At 35.9% G+C, this 18,998-nt stretch carries 16 protein-coding genes; 12 read left to right on the plus strand and 4 right to left on the minus strand.

Annotated elements, in window-relative coordinates; genetic code table 11:
* From B9T31_RS01775 to B9T31_RS01810, 8 genes are all read left to right on the plus strand, one after another.
* Positions 1–471 (plus strand): aromatic-ring-hydroxylating dioxygenase subunit beta (locus tag B9T31_RS01775; RefSeq protein ID WP_086180385.1); only part of this gene is annotated, 471 nt, incomplete at its 5' end.
* A gap of 9 nt (positions 472–480) precedes the next feature.
* Positions 481–1,218, plus strand: coding sequence for an SDR family NAD(P)-dependent oxidoreductase (locus B9T31_RS01780; protein WP_086180243.1), 738 nt, complete (start codon positions 481–483; stop codon positions 1,216–1,218).
* 33 nt (positions 1,219–1,251) lie between these two features.
* A complete protein-coding gene (locus tag B9T31_RS01785) occupies positions 1,252–2,205 on the plus strand; it encodes a PDR/VanB family oxidoreductase (protein ID WP_086180244.1) in 954 nt (317 codons plus the stop codon).
* 49 nt (positions 2,206–2,254) lie between these two features.
* Positions 2,255–3,217, plus strand: coding sequence for a p-hydroxyphenylacetate 3-hydroxylase reductase component (locus B9T31_RS01790; RefSeq protein ID WP_086180245.1), 963 nt, complete (start codon positions 2,255–2,257; stop codon positions 3,215–3,217).
* 204 nt (positions 3,218–3,421) lie between these two features.
* Positions 3,422–4,330 (plus strand): transcriptional regulator FeaR, encoded by a 909-nt coding sequence (gene feaR, locus B9T31_RS01795; RefSeq protein ID WP_086180246.1) that lies wholly within the window; start codon positions 3,422–3,424, stop codon positions 4,328–4,330.
* 275 nt (positions 4,331–4,605) lie between these two features.
* On the plus strand, positions 4,606–6,213 hold the full coding sequence (locus B9T31_RS01800) for a GMC family oxidoreductase (RefSeq protein ID WP_086180247.1): 1,608 nt from the start codon (positions 4,606–4,608) through the stop codon (positions 6,211–6,213).
* Positions 6,214–6,285: 72 nt separating this feature from the next.
* Entirely contained in the window at positions 6,286–7,773 is a 1,488-nt protein-coding gene (locus B9T31_RS01805) for an aldehyde dehydrogenase family protein (protein WP_086180248.1), read from the plus strand.
* Positions 7,774–7,844: 71 nt separating this feature from the next.
* Complete coding sequence (locus B9T31_RS01810) at positions 7,845–8,795, plus strand: transporter (protein ID WP_416202508.1); 951 nt, start codon at positions 7,845–7,847, stop codon at positions 8,793–8,795.
* A 165-nt stretch (positions 8,796–8,960) separates the two neighbouring features.
* Here the strand turns inward: B9T31_RS01810 and B9T31_RS01815 are convergent, their stop codons facing one another.
* Positions 8,961–12,059: an efflux RND transporter permease subunit gene (locus B9T31_RS01815; protein ID WP_086180250.1), complete on the minus strand. Its 3,099-nt coding sequence runs from the start codon at positions 12,057–12,059 to the stop codon at positions 8,961–8,963.
* Positions 12,059–13,210, minus strand: coding sequence for an efflux RND transporter periplasmic adaptor subunit (locus B9T31_RS01820; protein ID WP_086180251.1), 1,152 nt, complete (start codon positions 13,208–13,210; stop codon positions 12,059–12,061). The genes B9T31_RS01815 and B9T31_RS01820 overlap by 1 nt, the downstream gene beginning before the upstream one ends.
* Before the next feature lie 147 nt (positions 13,211–13,357).
* Between B9T31_RS01820 and adeR the strand changes: the two genes are divergently transcribed.
* A complete protein-coding gene (adeR, locus tag B9T31_RS01825) occupies positions 13,358–14,086 on the plus strand; it encodes an efflux system response regulator transcription factor AdeR (RefSeq protein WP_086180252.1) in 729 nt (242 codons plus the stop codon).
* Positions 14,076–15,149: a two-component sensor histidine kinase AdeS gene (gene adeS / locus B9T31_RS01830; protein WP_086180253.1), complete on the plus strand. Its 1,074-nt coding sequence runs from the start codon at positions 14,076–14,078 to the stop codon at positions 15,147–15,149. Before adeR ends, adeS begins: the two co-directional genes overlap by 11 nt.
* A 115-nt stretch (positions 15,150–15,264) precedes the next feature.
* Here the strand turns inward: adeS and B9T31_RS01835 are convergent, their stop codons facing one another.
* Complete coding sequence (locus B9T31_RS01835; RefSeq protein ID WP_086180254.1) at positions 15,265–16,677, minus strand: PLP-dependent aminotransferase family protein; 1,413 nt, start codon at positions 16,675–16,677, stop codon at positions 15,265–15,267.
* Between the two features lie 102 nt (positions 16,678–16,779).
* Here B9T31_RS01835 and B9T31_RS01840 point away from each other — a divergent pair, with 102 nt between their 5' ends.
* Positions 16,780–17,193 carry a cupin domain-containing protein gene (locus tag B9T31_RS01840; RefSeq protein ID WP_171264661.1) on the plus strand — a complete coding sequence of 138 codons (414 nt, stop codon included), beginning with the start codon at positions 16,780–16,782 and terminating at the stop codon, positions 17,191–17,193.
* A 36-nt stretch (positions 17,194–17,229) separates the two neighbouring features.
* Positions 17,230–17,682: a carboxymuconolactone decarboxylase family protein gene (locus B9T31_RS01845; protein WP_086180256.1), complete on the plus strand. Its 453-nt coding sequence runs from the start codon at positions 17,230–17,232 to the stop codon at positions 17,680–17,682.
* A 168-nt stretch (positions 17,683–17,850) separates the two neighbouring features.
* Here B9T31_RS01845 and B9T31_RS01850 read toward each other — a convergent pair whose 3' ends face one another.
* Positions 17,851–18,912: an alpha/beta hydrolase gene (locus B9T31_RS01850; RefSeq protein WP_086180257.1), complete on the minus strand. Its 1,062-nt coding sequence runs from the start codon at positions 18,910–18,912 to the stop codon at positions 17,851–17,853.
* Positions 18,913–18,998: the final 86 nt, after the last annotated feature.

The following is an 18,998-nucleotide window of genomic DNA, read 5'->3' on the forward strand; positions in this document are numbered from 1 at the left end:
GATTTATTAAATGAAGTTACGGCTTTTATATGGGCTGAAGCAGACATGCTAGATCATTTAGAGCATGAGTCATGGTTGAACTTATGGAATAAAGATGGTGTGTATATTATTCCGATTGATCCAAGTTTGACAGATTATGAAAATAACTTGAATTATGCTTATGACAACCATCATATGCGTCAATTACGAGTGAATCGTTTGGAAAATGGTGAAGCGATTTCAGCAACGCCACGCGCAAATACGGTTCGTAGCGTATCTCGTGTACGTATACTAAAAGATGAGGATGGTGAGATTGTTTTACGTTGTGCACAGAATTTACGAGAGTTTCGTAAAGAGAGTTTAAAGCATTATACGGCCGATGTGACCTTTCATTTAGTGCGTGATGAAGAACAGGGTTTTAAGATTAACCGTAAGATTATCAATTTAGTGAACTCGACAGATACATTAGCGGGTATCAGTTATATTCTTTAGGAGAAAAACATGAAACAGGTTGTTTTAGTAACTGGTGCTGCATCTGGATTAGGAAATGTCATTGCTGAATATTTCGCAAGTCAAGGACATCAAGTCATTTTAACTGCAAGCACCTTAGAAAAAGCTGAGAATGCAAAAGCACGTAGTGCCAATGCAAATAATATGTTTCCATTTAAGTTAGATATTTCTATTGAAGCTGATTTTTATGATGCAGTGGCTTGGATTGAAAAACAATTTTCTAAGCTCGATGTACTCATTAATAATGCAACAGTCACTAAGGCAACTCCTGTTCTTGAAATAACAGCTGCAGATTTTGATTGGATTACCCAAGTCAACCAGCGTGGCACATTTCAGGCATGTCAAATCATTGGTCAATACATGGCAAAAAAAGGCTATGGACGAATTGTCAATATGGCATCCTTGGCGGGTCAAAATGGTGGAACGGCAACAGGTGCACACTATGCAGCAACTAAGGGTGCAATTGTAACTTTAACAAAAATTTTTGCTAAAGAATTTGCAGCCAAAGGTGTAACGGTCAATGCGATTGCACCAGGTCCAATGGAATCACCAATTGTGCATAGTGTGGTATCCGATGAAAAAATGGAACAATTTATCCAAAATATCCCTGTAAAAGCATTAGGCAGTATGACGTTTATTGCTGAAACTTGTGCACTATTGGCAAGCCCAACAGCGGCTTTCGTCACAGGTGCAACATGGGATATTAATGGGGGATTATTTATGCGTTAAGCCTTACGGCTTTTCGTATAAGAGGAAGGTATTATGACTGAGCTATATAATGTCATTGTAAAAAATCGCCATGTTGAGGGTGATAATGTTGCAGTAATGGAATTTGAATCGATAAATTCGACTGCATTACCTAAAATTGAAGCAGGGGCACATATTGATGTTCATTTGCCCAATGGCATGGTTCGTCAGTATTCACTTTGTCAAAATCCGAATCAAGTGGGGACTTTCCGCTTAGGGATTTTGCGAGATCCTGAGTCTAGAGGTGGTTCTGTATCAGCTTTTGATGATTTAAAAGATGGTATGCAGATTCAAGTAAGTGAACCTAAAAACCTTTTTCCTTTAGTGCAAGCAAAACATAGTGTTCTTATTGGTGGTGGCATAGGTATTACACCTCTGATTACTATGGCCTACCAATTGGCCTCTCAAGGGGAATCTTTTGAACTGCATTATTGCGGTGCAAGCCCTGAAAGATGTGCTTTTGTAAATGAAATTAAAAATAGTGAATTAGCTGCATTTACCACTTTTCACTTTAAGTCGGAAGGTGCAAGTCATCGCGATTTTTTCCAATCTGCGATTCAAAATATTGATGGTGAAAGTCATATTTATACCTGTGGTCCAAATGGTTTCATGGATTGGGTGATTAATTTAGCGGTTACTCAAAAATTTCCTGAAAACCAAATTCATAAAGAATATTTCCAAGTTGAAGTAGAAACAGGTGGAAATGCTTTTGAAGTTGTTGCAGAGCGAAGTGGAAAAATTATTTTAGTTGATGCAGAAGAAACAATTTTACAAGCATTGGCAAGAGAAGGTATTGAAATTGAAATGTCTTGTGAGCAAGGCGTTTGCGGGACATGTATGTGTGATGTGATTGAAGGTGAACCAGACCATCGAGATGTTTATTTTACAGATGAAGAAAAGGCCAGTAATGAGCAAATATTAGTATGTTGTTCTCGTTCTAAATCTTCACGTTTAGTTCTCGATATTTAGGTCAAGCATCATCGCTGTAGAAACAGATTGAAAAATTCAGGTGGGAAAAATGAATGTATTAAAAGCAATGGATAGTGTAAGTATTGATCCAATGAAATTTAGACGCGCTTTAGGAAATTTTGCAACAGGCGTTACTATTATGACGGCGCAAAATGAACAAGGTGAAAAAGTTGGAGTAACTGCCAATAGTTTTAATTCTGTTTCATTAGATCCAGCATTAATTTTATGGAGTATTGATAAGAACTCATCAAGTTTCTCGGTATTTGAACAAGCAACGCATTTTGCCGTGAACGTTTTATCAGGCTCTCAAATTGAATTGTCAAATAAGTTTGCACGTCGTAACGTAGATAAATATGAAGGCACTTTGCACCGCGAAGGTGCAGGTAAAGCCCCAATTTTAGAACATTGTTCAGCCGTCTTTGAATGTGAACGCCACCAAATTATTGAGGGTGGTGATCATTGGATCATTATTGGAAAAGTCGTGAATTTTCATGATGAAGGTCGTAGCCCATTAGTTTATCACCAAGGTGCTTATTCTGGTGTGACGCCGCATCCGCTGTTACAAGTTAAAGATCAACAGGTCGAGTCAGAGCAAGATATTGGACAGATGCATCAAGGACACTTATATAGCAATGTATGCTATTTAATGAGTCGTGCATTTAAGTTCTATCAAACGGATTATATTCCTAAACAATTGGTAACTGGTTTTAGAACCAGTGAGGCAAGACTCTTACTTGTATTAGGAAGTGGCACAGCTTCTAAAAAAGAAGATTTGCCAAGAGATATTGCAATGCCAATGCATCAAGTTGAGCAAGCTGCAGAAATTTTGCAAAAAGATGGACTGCTTTTAGAAAGTGATGGTTTTTACCAACTTACGGAAAAAGGACGTAAAACAGCCCATTATTTATTTGATATTGCCGATAGTCACCAAAATGATGTCTTCAAAAAATATCCTGAACATGAAAAAGAGATTTTTATTAAAATCTTAAGGGATATTGCAGGGGTTGCATAAATATAGAACCAGTAAAAGAATAATTTTTTTACTGGTTTATTTTTTGCATGATAAATAAAGATAATATTTTTGATTTTTAGCAATCTATGCTAAGACTATAGTTTAGAAAATTAACATCATGCGATTGAAACAAAGGTGAATATCACAGATTAAAAATACAGCGAATTTCAGGATTGAAATTTGAACGCTTAAAAGGAAACTGTTATGAATACTTATATTAATAATGCAGTTATGGCGTGGAAGCGTGAGCTTCAAAACGTTTGTGGAGATTTTGAAATTGCATTTGATATGCAAAACTCACTCTTTATTGGTGATATAAAGTCCTTTTTATTGGGTGAAACTGAAATTGCATTTATTAAAAGTAATGCGAATTATATTTGTCGGAATGAAGGAATTTCTGATCGAGCAAAAGATCGATTTTGTTTTTTGATTTTACAATATACAGGAAAGATGAAAATTGACTATCAAGGGCAGACCATTACCTTGAATGAGGGCGATATTGTATTACTAGATTCAGAAGAAAAAATAGAAATGTATCCTCAAGGATTATTTAGTCATATTTCAGTGCATCTATATCGTGAAAAATTATATAAACAAGGTATTAATGAAAATCATTTTGGAAAACTCATTACTTCAAATATGAGTGGACATTTATTAAAAGGCATGTTGCAAAATTTATCACCGATTAATATTGAGCTTTGGTATGCCAAAGAAGATGAAAATGCCTTTGAAGATGCTTTGATTGCTTTAATTAAACCTACAATTAATTATAAAAATATTGAAATACTTGATCACTTAAATGTAAAAGCTGAACGATTTATTGTAGAACACTTAGAACAACCTAATTTAAACTCTCAAATGGTTGCAGATTATTTAGGCATTTCAATTCGACATCTATTTCGGTTATTTGAAAATAAGCAGCAAACCGTACATCAATATATTCAAACACAGCGCTTAGAGAAAATTAAATATGAACTCAGGGATGTGAATAATAAAGATGTTTCTATTTCTGATATTGCGCTGAAGTATGGCTTCAGTGACAGCGCTCATTTCTCTAAATTGTTTAGAAAAATCATTGGTATTTCCCCGAGAGAATATCGTATTAGTGATTAAAAATTAATTGATTTATTAAAAGAATATTGAAATTAATTTTAATAAATTATGACGAATGGCATGTAAAAAAGAATATGGCTAACATAAGTTTAATTGGTTTAATTATTATAAATAGGCAATAATTTAAATTTTATAAAATAATAACTTATTGAATATTATAAACTATTTTTTAAATGTCCTGATTTGACATAAATAATGTCACGTTTATACAAGAACATTAAAGCGAATAAATGATGTAATCAAAAGAATGGATTTAGAGCAATTAGGGAAAAGCGATGAATTTGGAATACGATTACATCATCATTGGTGCAGGATCTGCAGGTTGTGTTGTTGCAGCTCGATTACTTCAAGCAAAAGCAGGCACCGTATTATTATTAGAAGCAGGAACGAAAGACAATAGTCCGTTTCATAAAATTCCTGCCACTGTGGTTAAGGTTTTTCAACAAAAGTCATGGCCGTATATGACAACGCCACAAAAGCATTGTAATAATCGCGAAATGATTTTAGCCCAAGGAAAAGTATTGGGTGGTGGAAGCTCTGTTAACGGTATGATTTATTGCCGTGGTCAACGTCATGATTATGATTTATGGGCATCAGATTGGGGATGCACAGAATGGTCATATCAACATGTATTACCATTTTATAAGCATGCTGAAAATAATGAAAGCCTGGGTGATGAATATCATGGTAAAGCTGGCATTCTCCCTGTAAGTGAAAATCGCTATCGTCATCCATTAGTGATGTCATGTGTTCGTGCTGGTCAAGAAATGGGCATGAAATACGTCACAGATATTAATGGCTGGGATCAAGACGGTGTTGGTTTTTATCAAACGACAACTAAAAATGGTGAACGGGCGAGTACGGCTCAAACTTATTTAAAAGCGGTGGGTGACAATCCAAATTTAAAAGTGATTACTGATGCACTTGTACATCAAGTTACCACAAGTGGACAGACAGCAACTGGTGTGATTTATAGTGTCAATGGTGCTGCACCAATTGAAATTAAAGCACGTAAAGAAGTTATTGTCAGTGCAGGGGCAATTGGTAGTCCGAAAGTTTTATTACTGTCTGGTATTGGACCAAAACAGCATTTACAAGACATTGGAATTCCTTGCGTACAAGACTTGCCAGTAGGTGACAATTTCCATGACCATTTGCATATGTCAGTGAATGCAACGATTACCACAGGAAATAGCTTACTCGGTGAAGATAAAGGTCTAAAAGGCTTAAAGCACGGATTACAATGGTATTTTACTCGTTCAGGTCTACTTACATCGAATATTCTTGAAGGTGCTGGGTTTATTGATACCAGTAATTTAGGACGTCCAGATGTGCAATTCCACTTTCTCCCTGTTCTTGATAATTTTGACAATACACCCGGAGAAAAAGCTGCTGCAGAAGAGCATGGTCTGACCATTAAAGTTGGGCATATTCAGCCCAAAGCACGGGGTACTTTGCGTTTAAAAAGTAAAAACCCAAGTGATTTACCTGTGATCGATCCAAATTATTTGGGCGATCAATTAGATGTTGATGCAAATATTCGTGCTGTTCAAGCTGGGCTACGTTTATTACAACAACCGTCACTAAAAGCAATTGTTAAAAACATTGTAGAACCTGCAAATACAGATCCAGATGATGTTGAAGCAATTGAAAAATGGATGCGACAAAACATCAAAACAGTCTATCACCCAGCTGGATCATGCAAAATGGGGAACTCTGCTTCAGACTCTGTGACAGACCAAACCTTAAAAGTACATGGCTTTGATAATTTAAGAGTCATTGATTGTTCAATTTGCCCTCAGGTTCCAAGCGGAAATACCAATGCGGTTGCCATTATGATTGGTGAGCGTGGTGCTGATTTTATTTTGAATAAAACTGCGTAATACCGTACAGGGTATGGTCATCATTTCGTTGAATAACGAATTACAAAAATTTGAAAATATATGGATTGTAAAATGAGCGAAGTACAGATTTTATCAAGTATTCAACAGTTTTTAACACGTAAGCATGGGCATTTTATTCAGGGTCAACACGTTGAAGCAGAACTTTCGGAACGTATTGAGCTTAAAAACCCTGCAACTGAACAAGTCATTGCAACGATTGCATGTGGTAATGAAAATGAAGTGAATCAGGCGGTTGATAGTGCTCATGATGCATTTATAAATGCTTGGGCAAATACATCCCCGTATGAACGCGGGTTAAAATTAAATAAATTAGCTGATTTAGTTGAACAACATGCAGAAGAGCTGGCTCAACTTGAAACTCTTACCACAGGGAAATTGATTAACTTATCTCGTCATTTAGAAGTGGCACAAACTGCGGTCTTTTTAAGATATTTTGCGGGTTGGGCGACTAAAATTCATGGTCAAACGATGCAGCCTTCTATTCCTTCTGCTCAAGGGGAAAAATATACAGCATATACTGTACGTCAGCCTATTGGAGTTGTTGCTGGAATTGTACCGTGGAATTTCTCTTTAATGATTGGAGCATGGAAAATCGGTTCAGCACTAACGACAGGCTGTACTATTGTCTTAAAACCAAGTGAATTTACGACGTTATCACTATTACGTCTTGCAGAGCTTGCGATTGAGGCAGGAATTCCAGCAGGAGTAATTAATGTTGTGACTGGTAAAGGTAATGTAGGGCAATACTTAATTGATTCACCGAAAGTTAAAAAAGTATCATTTACAGGATCTGTTCCAACAGGTATTGCCATTGGTCAACAAGCGATGCGTAGTGATTTAACACGAGTCAGTCTAGAGTTGGGCGGTAAAAATGCAGCCATTATTTTGGCTGATTCCAATATTGACGAAATTTTACCAAGACTATTACAAGCAACGTATGTACACCAAGGGCAAGTGTGTGCTGCACCAGAGCAATTCTTTGTTCATCAATCGAAGTATGATGAATTTGTTGCCAAAGCGTCAGGTGCAATTCAACAGTTTGTCATTGGTTCACCTTTAGATGAAAGCAGTATGTTTGGACCACTATCTAATCAACCTCATTTTGAAAAAGTGAAGGCATATTTAGAATTAGCCAAGAAAAATGATCAAATTATTGCAGGTGGACGTATTTTAGAAGGGCAAGGCTATTTTGTAGAGCCGACTTTATTAAAAATTACAGATATTCATGATCCATTATTTGTAGAAGAAACCTTTGGTCCAGTGGTGAATGTTATTCCATTTGAAACAGAAGAGGAAATGTTGAATAAGGTTAATCATTCAAGATTTGGCTTAACTGCGAGCATTTGGTCAAACAACTTATCTCAAGTTTTAAATTTAATTCCTAAAGTTGAAGCAGGTTCAGTTTGGGTGAATATGCATACGTTTTTAGACCCATCTGTTCCGTTTGGTGGTGTGAAGGCTTCAGGTGTTGGGCGTGAGTTTTCAGATGCCTTTATTGATGATTATACCGAATTAAAATCAGTCATGATCTGTTACTAATCGAAGACGTTACATCAGATGAATGAATGATTAATGTCAGTTTATGGATGAAATAAACGTAATTTTTAACAATTAAAGGGATTTATATGAATAAGGGATTCATCAGCAGCGTATTGATTTTAGGCTTTTCGAATACTGTCATGGCAGGTGCATTGCCAACTGTGAATTTGGGAATGACCAGTTTTGTCGATGGAGCAGTTCCAGCTGGTTCTGGCTGGTATGCTCAAAGCTATGTACAAAACTATAGTGCAAATAGCATTCGTGATGCACAAGGGAATAAAATCCCCTTGCCTAAATCAGATGTAGATTATATTTCAGTTGCTCAACAATTGAGTTATGTACCTGAAAAAACGATTGCAGGAGGACATATTGGTTTGAATATGCTTGTTCCAGTGTTGGCACATATTGATGTGGATGATGGCTTAAATCATCAAGCAATTAAAGCACAAAGAGGTATGGCTGATTTAGTGGTTGGAACATTTATTCAATTTGATCCTATCATGGGTGAAAGTGGTCCGAAGTTTGCTCATCGCTTTGAGTTTCAAGTGAATTTACCCACTGGAAAATATGATCGAAATAAAGATATAAATCCAGGTGCAAATGCAGTATCGTTCGATCCTTATTGGGCTGCCACGTATTGGATTGATCCTAAATGGACTGTATCAGGGCGTTTTCATTATTTATATAGTTTAAAAAATAATGATCCTAATTATACGTATGGGAATGCAAAAAATCTTCAAGCTGGACAAGCATTACATGCCAATTTTGAAACGAGTTATGCATTTTCTCCACATCTACGTTTGGGATTGAATGGTTACTGGCTAAAGCAAATTACTGAAACTAAGGTTGATGGTGCTAAATTAAAAGACAGTAAAGAACAAGTTTGGGCAATTGGCCCAGGTGCGATGTATAGTTTTGATCAACATGATCATTTGGCTGCAAATTTATATTTTGAGCAAAATGCTGAAAATCGTCCACAAGGCACAAATTTGGTACTGCGCTATATTCATCATTTTCATTAATAGAGCATGATTGTATAAAGTATAAAAAGGGTCATAACATGGATATGACCCTTTTTATTATTGAATATTCTTAAAGCTAATTTTGACGGATTGTTCTGTGTGTGAGTCCAATTATGTTATGAAATAGGCAATGAAAGCGGTGATCTGTTTCATCATTCTAAGGCTTTACTTTCTCTTCGCTGAACATAGTTTTTCAACTGTACCCAAAATAAAAATAAAAAAGACTGGAACAAAGAAAATTGCCAAAATCGTTGCAGAAATCATGCCACCAAATACACCTGTTCCTAATGCATGTTGCGTTTCTGAGCTAGCACCAGTTGCAATCACCAGAGGAATAACCCCACAAGTAAATGCGAGTGATGTCATAAGAATTGGGCGTAAGCGTAATTTAGCTGCTGCAACTGTTGCCTCAATTAAACTCATTCCTTCTTCTTTTAACATTTTTGCGAATTCAACAATTAAAATCGCATTTTTTGCAGATAGACCAATAATCGTGATAAGTCCAATTTTAAAAAAGACATCATTCATTAAACCTCTGGACATGATTGCAACGACTGCGCCAAAAATACCTAATGGGATGACTAAAATAACCGACAAGGGAATTGTCCAACTTTCATATAATGCTGCGAGTATTAGAAAGACTACAAGCATTGATAATATTAAAAGAAAAGCCATTTGCGATTCAGATTGTTTTTCTTGCAATGATATTCCTGTCCATTCATAACCAATTCCTTTCGGCAATTGAGAAATTAAATGTTCCATTTCACGCATAGCATCACCAGATGAAGTATTAGGGCTAGGAATACCCGTAATACTTAGAGATGATCGACCATTATAACGATTATATTGTTGTGGTGTTTTGCTCCATTGGGGCGTAACAACCTCTGATAATGACACCAATTTTCCATTTGAATTAGCGACTTTTAAATTTAAGATATCTTGGAGTTGCATACGAGATTTCGCATCAACTTGAACAATCACTTGTTGCATGCGCCCTAAATTTGGAAAATCATTGATATACATAGAACCCATAGAGGTTGAAATGAGATCAGAGACATCTGAAAATTTAACACCAAGTACATTTAACTTTTCACGATCAATTTTTAATGAAATATTGTCACCTTGAGGAAGACCTTCATTCCAAACCATATAAAATTTTTTATTTTTTTCTGCCATTGCGAGCAATTGCTCTTGAGCTGCTAAAAGTTTTGGCATGCCTAAATTGGCACGATCTTGTAAGTGAAGTGTGAAACCTGAAGAGGTCCCTAATTCATCAATTGCAGGCGGTAGTACCGCCATAGTCGTCCCTTCTTTTGAGTCTGCCATGACTTGATTGATTGAGTTAGTGACCTCCGTGGCAGAGGTCGAACGATCTTGAAAATCTTTCAGTGTTGTAAATGCAAGGGCAACATTTTGTCCTGCACCACTGAAGCCCCAACCCATGATTGATGTATTATTTTTAACATCAGGATTTTTGGCTAATTGTTTCTCAAATTCATTGACAATATGACCTGTGCGTTCAGCAGTTGCATCTGAAGGTAATAAAAATGAAGTTAAGAACCAGCCTTGATCCTCTTCTGGCATAAATGAACTCGGCCAATATTTCAAACCCGCAAAAGTAATCACTGTAATGATGATATAAATCACCATCATAGGAAGGCTGTGTTTGACTATTTTAAGTAATATAACTTCATATTTTTTTGTGACTCGATCAAAACTACGATCAAACCATGCAAAAAACCCTTTCTTTTGATGATGCGCATCAATAGGTTTTAAGAGGGTTGCACACAGTGCAGGCGTTAAAATGAGTGCAAGGAGTGCAGAAAATAAAATGGAGACAGACATCGTAAGGGTAAATTGTTGATAAATAATACCAACTGAACCACTTGCAAATGCCATAGGAATAAATACTGCGGTCAATACGAGTGTAATTGCAATAATAGGACTGGTAATTTCTTTCATGGCCTTTGAGGTTGCTTCTTTGGGAGCAAGACCTTCAGTTGCCATGATTCGCTCAACATTTTCAACAACAACAATGGCATCATCAACAATAATACCAATAGCCAAAACCATACCAAACATGGTTAAGACATTAATCGAAAACCCTGCAAGCAACATCACGGTAAAGGTACCCAATAAAGCAATTGGAGCAACAATTGCTGGAATAAGGGTATAGCGTATATTATGTAAAAATAAATACATCACAATGAAAACCAAAACCATGGCTTCTAATAAGGTATAGATCACTTTTTCAATCGATATTTTTACAAATGGTGCCGTATCATAGGGAATGCTATATTGCATTCCTGTTGGTAGACTGAGACTCAGCTCTTCAATTTTTGCTTTGATTCCTTCTGCTGTTTTTACGGCATTTGCGCCAGGACTTAACTGAATAGCCGCAGCAGTCGCTGGTTTTCCATCTTCTAAAATTGCAAAGTTATAGGATTGAGAACCAATTTCAACAACGGCGACGTCGGAAAGTTTGATGACACTGCCATTATTTTTACTTTTTAAACTTATATTTTTGAATTGTTCAATATTTTCTAACTGTCCTTGAGCAGATAAGGGAATACTAATTAATTGTCCTTTAAGGGCAGGAAGATCACCCAACCGACCAGGCGAAATTTCGATATTATTTTCACGAATGGCGGTATTAACATCACTAATTGATAAACCATAAGAAATAAGTTTATTCGGGTCGACCCAAATACGCATGGCTTTTTCTGCACCAAAGGATTGTACTTTGCCAACGCCTTCAACGCGTTTTAGATCTTCAATGACATTTCGGACTAAATAATCACTTAAATCAACTTCTGAATATTCACCATTTTTAGAATTTAATCCAACCAACATTAAAAAGCTTGATGAAGATGCTTCAACCGATAAACCTTGTTGGCGTACAACTTGTGGTAGTCTCGCTTCAATTGCTTTGATTTTATTTTGCACATCAATTTGTGCTAAGTTGACATCTGTACCTGGTTTAAATGTGACTGATATTTCAGCACTACCAGATGTATCTGTCGTTGCACTGTAATATAAAAGATCTTTTACACCAGAAAGTTCTCTTTCAATTAATGTAATGACACTGTCATTAATTGTTTTGGGTGTTGCCCCTGGATAGCTTGCACTAATATTGACTTGAGGAGGAGCAACACTTGGAAAACGCGCTATAGGAAGCTTGGGAATACTTAATAATCCCAAAAGAATAATAAATATTGCAATTACCCAAGCAAAAATCGGGCGATGTATAAAAAACTGTGACATTAATGATTGCCCCCTTGATTCAAAGCGGCAGGTTTCCATAATGAGATGTTTAATGGTTGATTGGGCTGAATACGCTCAACACCTTCAATTACAACTTTATCACCAGATTTTAAGCCTTGATTGACGACATAATATTGTTCATGTTGTTGTCCCAAAACAATGGCGTGTAATTCTGCGGTTCCTTTTTGATTAATGACATAAACTTGTGGATCACCATTGATGTTACGCTGAATTGCTTGTGCAGGAATTAAAAGTGCTTGTGGAATTGAAGCTCGATGAATATTAACGCGGACATACATGCCAGGAAGGAGTTTTTTTCCAATATTATTCACTTCAATCCGAATAGTTACATCACCCGTTTCAGGGTCTACGTTGATATCTTCAAATAGCATTTTTGCTGTGACCTTGTATGGAATGCCATGACTATTGGTAATTTGGATATTATGTTGTGTATTCGATGCTAATTCCCCATTGAGTAAAGCACTTTGTAGGTGCTCATATTCATCAATAGATTGTTTGACATCTACATAGACTTTATCTATCTGTTGTATCACTGCTAGAGTATGTGTATCAGCTTGACTCACTAATGCACCCTCTGTGACAAATGACTGTCCAATACGCCCAGAGATGGGTGCACGTACATTGGCATATTGCAAGTTAAGATTTTGCCGTGTCAGTAGCGCTTTCATTTGTGCAACATCAGCTAATGCCTGACGATATTCTGTTTGGGTATTACTAAATTCTTGTTGGCTAATTGCATTGCTAGGTAGTAATTGTTCATAGCGTTTTAATTGAATTTTTAGACGAGAGGCTTCAGCTTCGGCTTTATTTAAAGTCGCTTTATTGCTATTTACATCGGCTTGAATAATCTCAGAATTAATTTTATATAAAGCTTGCCCTGCCTGAACTTCACTTCCTTGAGTAAATAAAACTTTTTCAATAATGCCACCCACTTGTGGTCTAATTTCTGCAGTGCGATAAGCATTTACTCGTGCAGGTAAGTTCTCACTAAAATGAATAGATTGAGGCTGTATGTTTAAAATACTGACCTTTGCAAGGGGAGCAGGTTGTTCGATTGATTCTTGAGAAGAACAACCTTGTAAGATGAGCCCAATGCATAAAAATAATGAAAGAAGTAAATGCTTTTGCATTTGTTTTAAACCTAAATCTGGGAGTTTTGATAGATATATTATTCTTATTATTTATGTAGTAATAATCACGAAAGTGTGGAAAAAGTGTGGAGATGATAAGAGAATTTAACGTACTATATCGATATTATTCTCCTTGATTCAATATATATGTTTGAGAGTTCATTTTCTTTCGATTGTCGCGATAAGATTATTCTCTTGGTAGAAGATGAATATGATATTGGCGATATTATTGAACAGTACTTAAAACGAGAAGGAATGCGCGTTATAAGGGCTGTTAATGGTAAGCAAGCTGTAGAAATTCACACTGCACAAACGGTAGATTTAGTTTTATTGGACATAAAGTTACCTGAGTTAAATGGTTGGGAGGTGCTTAGTAAAATTCGTCAAAAAGCACGAACACCTGTCATTATGTTAACAGCCTTAGATCAGGAAATAGATAAAATTATGGCATTACGCATAGGGGCAGATGACTTTGTGGTTAAACCTTTTAATCCAAATGAAGTTGTTGCAAGAGTATATGCTGTTTTAAGGCGTGCAGGACAATATCAACTACTCAACAAACATTTAACCTATAAAAATATAGAAATTGATACTGATATTCATAGTGTGTATATCCATCAAAAAGATAAAAAAGTTGTGCTGAATTTGACATTGACTGAGTATAAAATTTTAGTACAGATGATACATTATCCGCATAAAGTGTTCACGAGAAGTGAACTTATGTCTCAATCTATGCCAGATGGAAATGCTCTGGAGCGAACCGTTGATAGTCATGTGAGTAAGTTAAGGAAAAAGTTTGAAGAGCAAGGATTACTGCAGATGCTAATTAATGTTCGTGGTGTAGGCTATCGTTTGGATGATCCACATGAAAAATAATATGGGAATCAGTAAGCAACTCATTATTGCTTTAAGCATTGTAAATTTTAGTGTGACGATTTGCTCGTGTGTTTTTGGCTATTTCATTTATAGTTATGCTGTAGATTTAGGCTGGGTTTCTTTAGAGTCTCTTTCTAGCGATTGGTATGAGTTTGGTCTTGTCGATTGGATTTGGCTATTTGTTGTATTATTATTTGGTTCAATATTATCAATTTTTTTGGGCATACGGCTAGCAAATCGGTTTATTAAACCAATGAATGATTTGGCAGATGCTGCAACTAAAATTAGCCATGGAAATTTGTCTGCACGTGTTGAAAATACGCATAGCGAATCAAAAGAAATTTTAGAATTAATAAATAATTTTAACGCAATGGCTCAAAAACTTGAAGCTTCTGTAAAAAATGCACAAATTTGGAATGCTGCTATCGCACATGAGTTAAGAACTCCGATTACTATTTTACAAGGGCGTTTGCAGGGAATTATCGATGGAGTATTTGTACAAGATACGGCATTATTCAAAAATTTATTAAATCAGGTTGAAGGTCTATCCCACTTGGTAGAAGATTTACGCACACTCAGCCTCATTGATCATCAGCAATTACGTTTAAATTATGAATGGGTAAATTTTAAAGAAATGGTTGAGCGAGTGATTCATTCATTTGAAGAACGTTTGGCAAATGCAAATTTAGTGCCTGAGTTAGAGATGGTCGAGGTACCTGTGTATTGCGATCAACGTCGGATGGAACAAGCATTGTTGGCGCTGATCGATAATGCAATTCGCTACTCTGCACAGGGAAAACTAAAAATTTCAAGTGAAATCAAAAACAATAAATGGCAATTAAAAATTGAAGATGATGGGCCAGGCATTGCACTACAATATCAAGAACAACTGTTTACTCCTTTTTTTAGACTAGAAGAATCTCGAAATAAGGAATTTGGTGGTATGGGTTTAGGTTTAGCTGTTGTTTATGCGATTGTTACCGCGCATAAAGGAAATCTCTCTTATGAAAATAAACACTCAAATAGCCTTTTTATGATTGAAATGGATGATATAAGGCAGTGATTTTTTAGGTTTTATGGAACATTCAAATCACTTATTAGGTATATTTTTCTGCGCAATAAATTATAAAAAGCTTAATCTTAAATATTATATTGAGTTGCAGATATTAGGCCTAATATTAGGTAGTCATATTGTGTTGTATGATATTAAATAGTCGTTCACATGCATTGCTTACATGATGTATTGGCGCAGTCGCAATGCCCAATATCAGTGCAGAAGGAGCATTGTCTTGTTGATGATAACGAGTAGATAAGGGAGCAGGCGCTAAGCCAAAAGCTAATGCATCTTGTGCAATTTTTTGATCAGATATGTGTGCAGGTAATTGAAGTAAAATGGACAACCCAGCAGTCTGAGTTCCTAAACGATAAGGTTTTAAATGTTGAATGAGTTCATTACGTTGAGTCGTATAAATTCGCTTTGTTCGTCTGATATGTCTTAAAAAATGCCCTTCGTGCATGAATTCTTGTATTGCATGTTGTAAAGATGGTGTTGGTGCGGGAGTTAATGTTGCAGTAATATCTTCAAATTGATGAATCACATGCTCTGGCACAACTGCAAATCCTATTCTAAGTTTAGGAGAAAGTGTTTTACTAAAACTTCCTAAATGAATCACGTTTCCAGAATGGTCTAATGAAAATAAAGCAGGTGTTGCTCTTCCATCAAGCTGTAATTCACCTAAATAATCATCCTCAATGACCCACATGTGTTGTTGTTTTGCCCATTCCATTAATTTTAAACGTCGATTGAGGGAAAGGGACATCCCTAGAGGAGCTTGTTGTCCTGGTGTTATTAATGCCATTGCAGCATCAGGGTGATATTGCAGGGCAAAGTCGATATTGAATCCTTCGCTATCAACAGGTATGGGAAAAGTTTGGATTTTTGCAACATTTAAGGCGTGTTTAGAGAATGGAAAACAAGGATCTTCTATCCATGCTTTTTTCCCATGTAGATTTAAGGCCAGTAAAGAAAGTGCTAAACCACCAGAAAATCCTGAAGTAATAAAAACTTGATCTGGAGAACATTGAATTCCTCTTGATAGTGCAAGATATGCTGCAATTTCTCTTCGAAGTTCATATTCTCCTCGGGGATCTGGATAGCTTGGCCAACCACTTGATTCCATACGTATAGATTTTGCTCTGATTTTTGCAAATACTTTGGCAGGAAAACTATGTTTATCAGGTATACCCGATTGAAAAATTCCATGCCTTGTGGTCATTTCAAGATAGGTTTGCATGAATGAACTAGATGGATAAGACTCTTGATGTTTTATAGAAGAAATAACGCTACGAGACACCCGTGTACCTAAAGCTCTTGACGCAATAACAAATTGACCATCTGCAAGTTTTTCATAAGCGGCTTTTACGGTTCCTCTAGAAACACCAAGTTGGCTTGCTAAGTCAACCCAAGAAGGTAAACGATCATTTTCTTGTAAAACACCAGAAATAATTGCGTGTTCTATACTTAAACGAATTTGTTCTGCTAGAGGAGTTTTTAATGTTTTATCAAGCGTGATTTTAAATTTTGAGTCCATTCGAGGTACAGTCTTTTAATGTGTTTTTGGTACATGACTTTATACTATGAAACGATAAAATGACAACAATAGTAAGATTGTTTACAAGGTTGAACCAAGATAATGTCATTCAAAATATATCTCATATTGAGCATTAGTTTAGTGTTTAGTGCAATATCATCAGCAATGGCACATGATGTAAGTGAGAAAGTTATTCCAAATTTTGAGCATGTCATTCCCAATATACCAGGAAAATCTTTGATTGCTTTGGAGGTGGAATATCCACCGAAGGGCGCATCTGTTCCTCATACACATGCAAAATCTTCTTTTATATTTGCATATGTGGTTTCTGGAAGTATTGAATCTAAGGTCAATGATGAACCCGCAAGAATTTATCAAGCAGGCGAAAGTTGGTTTGAGGCACCAGGTGCAATTCATTCCATTAGTCGTAATGTAAGTTTGACAGAACCAGCAAAACTATTGGCAGTGTTTGTGGTAGATACGCATGACAAAGCATTGGTTACCCCACTGAAATAAAATATTTAAAGTATCAATTAGATAGAGGTTGAAATTATGACACAGCGTATCGACTATAAAAATGTTTCTCCAGCAGGTGTTAAGGCGCTAGGCAGTGTATATAGCCATGTTATGCAAAGTGGTTTAGCAGCAGATTTGGTTGAGCTGGTTTATCTACGAATATCGCAAATTAATAATTGTGCATATTGTTTGGATATGCATACCAGAGATTTGCTCAAAAAGGGTGTAAAAATTGAAAAAATTGCTTTAGTGCAAGCATGGCAAGAAGCTGGTCATTTATTTGATGCAAAAGAGCAAGCCGCTTTAGCATGGGCTGAATCTGTAACTTTAGTTAACCGTACAGGTGTGCCAGATGATGTATTTAATCATGTACACTCGGTGTTTAATGAAAAAGAAGTCGTAGATTTAACAATTGCGATTAGTTTAATGAATGCTTATAACCGGTTGGCAATAAGCTTTCGAAGTACACCACAAGCGGCTCAGGAATAAAGAATAAAACATACTCGACCAAGAGGATGATTGCTTGGTCGAGAATTTCAGTAAGCTTAATTTAAACAAGTAATGCTGCATAACCTACACAACTAAAACCAAAACTTATATTCTAATAAACTTGCATCTTATGTAATGAATGATATGCATTGTGCTTTTTATATTGATTTATAAAGATTTTGCTAAATTTCCTTGAGGATAAATTGAGAGAATATAGTTTTGGAACTGTTGTACAGCTTTGGGATTATTTGAACGCTTTAAGTAATTTAAAACACTTTCTAAATAAGGTTCACTTGGTTGTATGTCATAGTTAATGCTTTTACTAAATTGAGCATATTGCTCTTTAACCAAGTTCGGATTTTCAGGAACAGCTCTAATATTCACTTGCATATCTTTAAAAACATAACGTAAACCGTCTAGACTACCTTTAAGTGGGACTGAGCCGTGGTTTTCATCTTCATATTGTGCATATTTATAACTTAAATGATTAAGTGGTTGTTCACTTAAATAATGATTTAACCTTTGAATCCCATTAAAATGGTTATCTGTATTATTTTTAGGATCATCAGAACCTGTTTGTGTTAAGAAAAGTTTTTTATAGTGAAAGTCCTTACTTTTGGCATTTTGAAAACGTTTTAGCATGACTTCATTGTCCCACCAAATACTAGGATCGTGCACAATATAAGCTTGCATATTGCGGTGTCCATTTAACATATGATTCAGCGCCGTGATTCCACCAAAAGAATGACCAATAAAGACATTTAAACCATTCGTACGATATTTTTTTTCAATATCTGGCATCAGTTCAGTCTCAAGAAAACTGAAGAAAGCTAAATTTCCACCAGTTTTTCCATCAATATTTCGACCATCTTTTGAATCTGCTTTTTGAACAGTTGGCGTAAGATCACGAGAACGATCCGTATTTACAATGCCAACTACAATCATTTCTGGAATTGCAGGATAAGGAGATTTAGATAATTTCTCTACGAAACCAGTTAAATAGTGAAAATTACTTTCACCATCTAATAGATAGATAACGGGATAGTGCTGATTGGCATATTTTTCATAACTGGGAGGAAGATAGATTTGGATTTCTCTTTTTTCATCTAAAACAGATGAAGAAATATTGTGCATTTCACCAATATTAATGGGGCTTTGAGCTAAAGTATACGTTGAGATTTGTACTGTAATTAAGCCGAATGCTAGCCAAAGAGAAGCTTTTTTAAACATAAAAGATGCCTATTATCAAGTAAGATGGGTGCTCACATTGAGCGTATTCAGTGCTTTTGAAGTAACCAATAAAATCAAAATTCTGA

Source organism: Acinetobacter sp. ANC 4558 (assembly GCF_002135375.1).
Lineage (GTDB): Bacteria > Pseudomonadota > Gammaproteobacteria > Pseudomonadales > Moraxellaceae > Acinetobacter.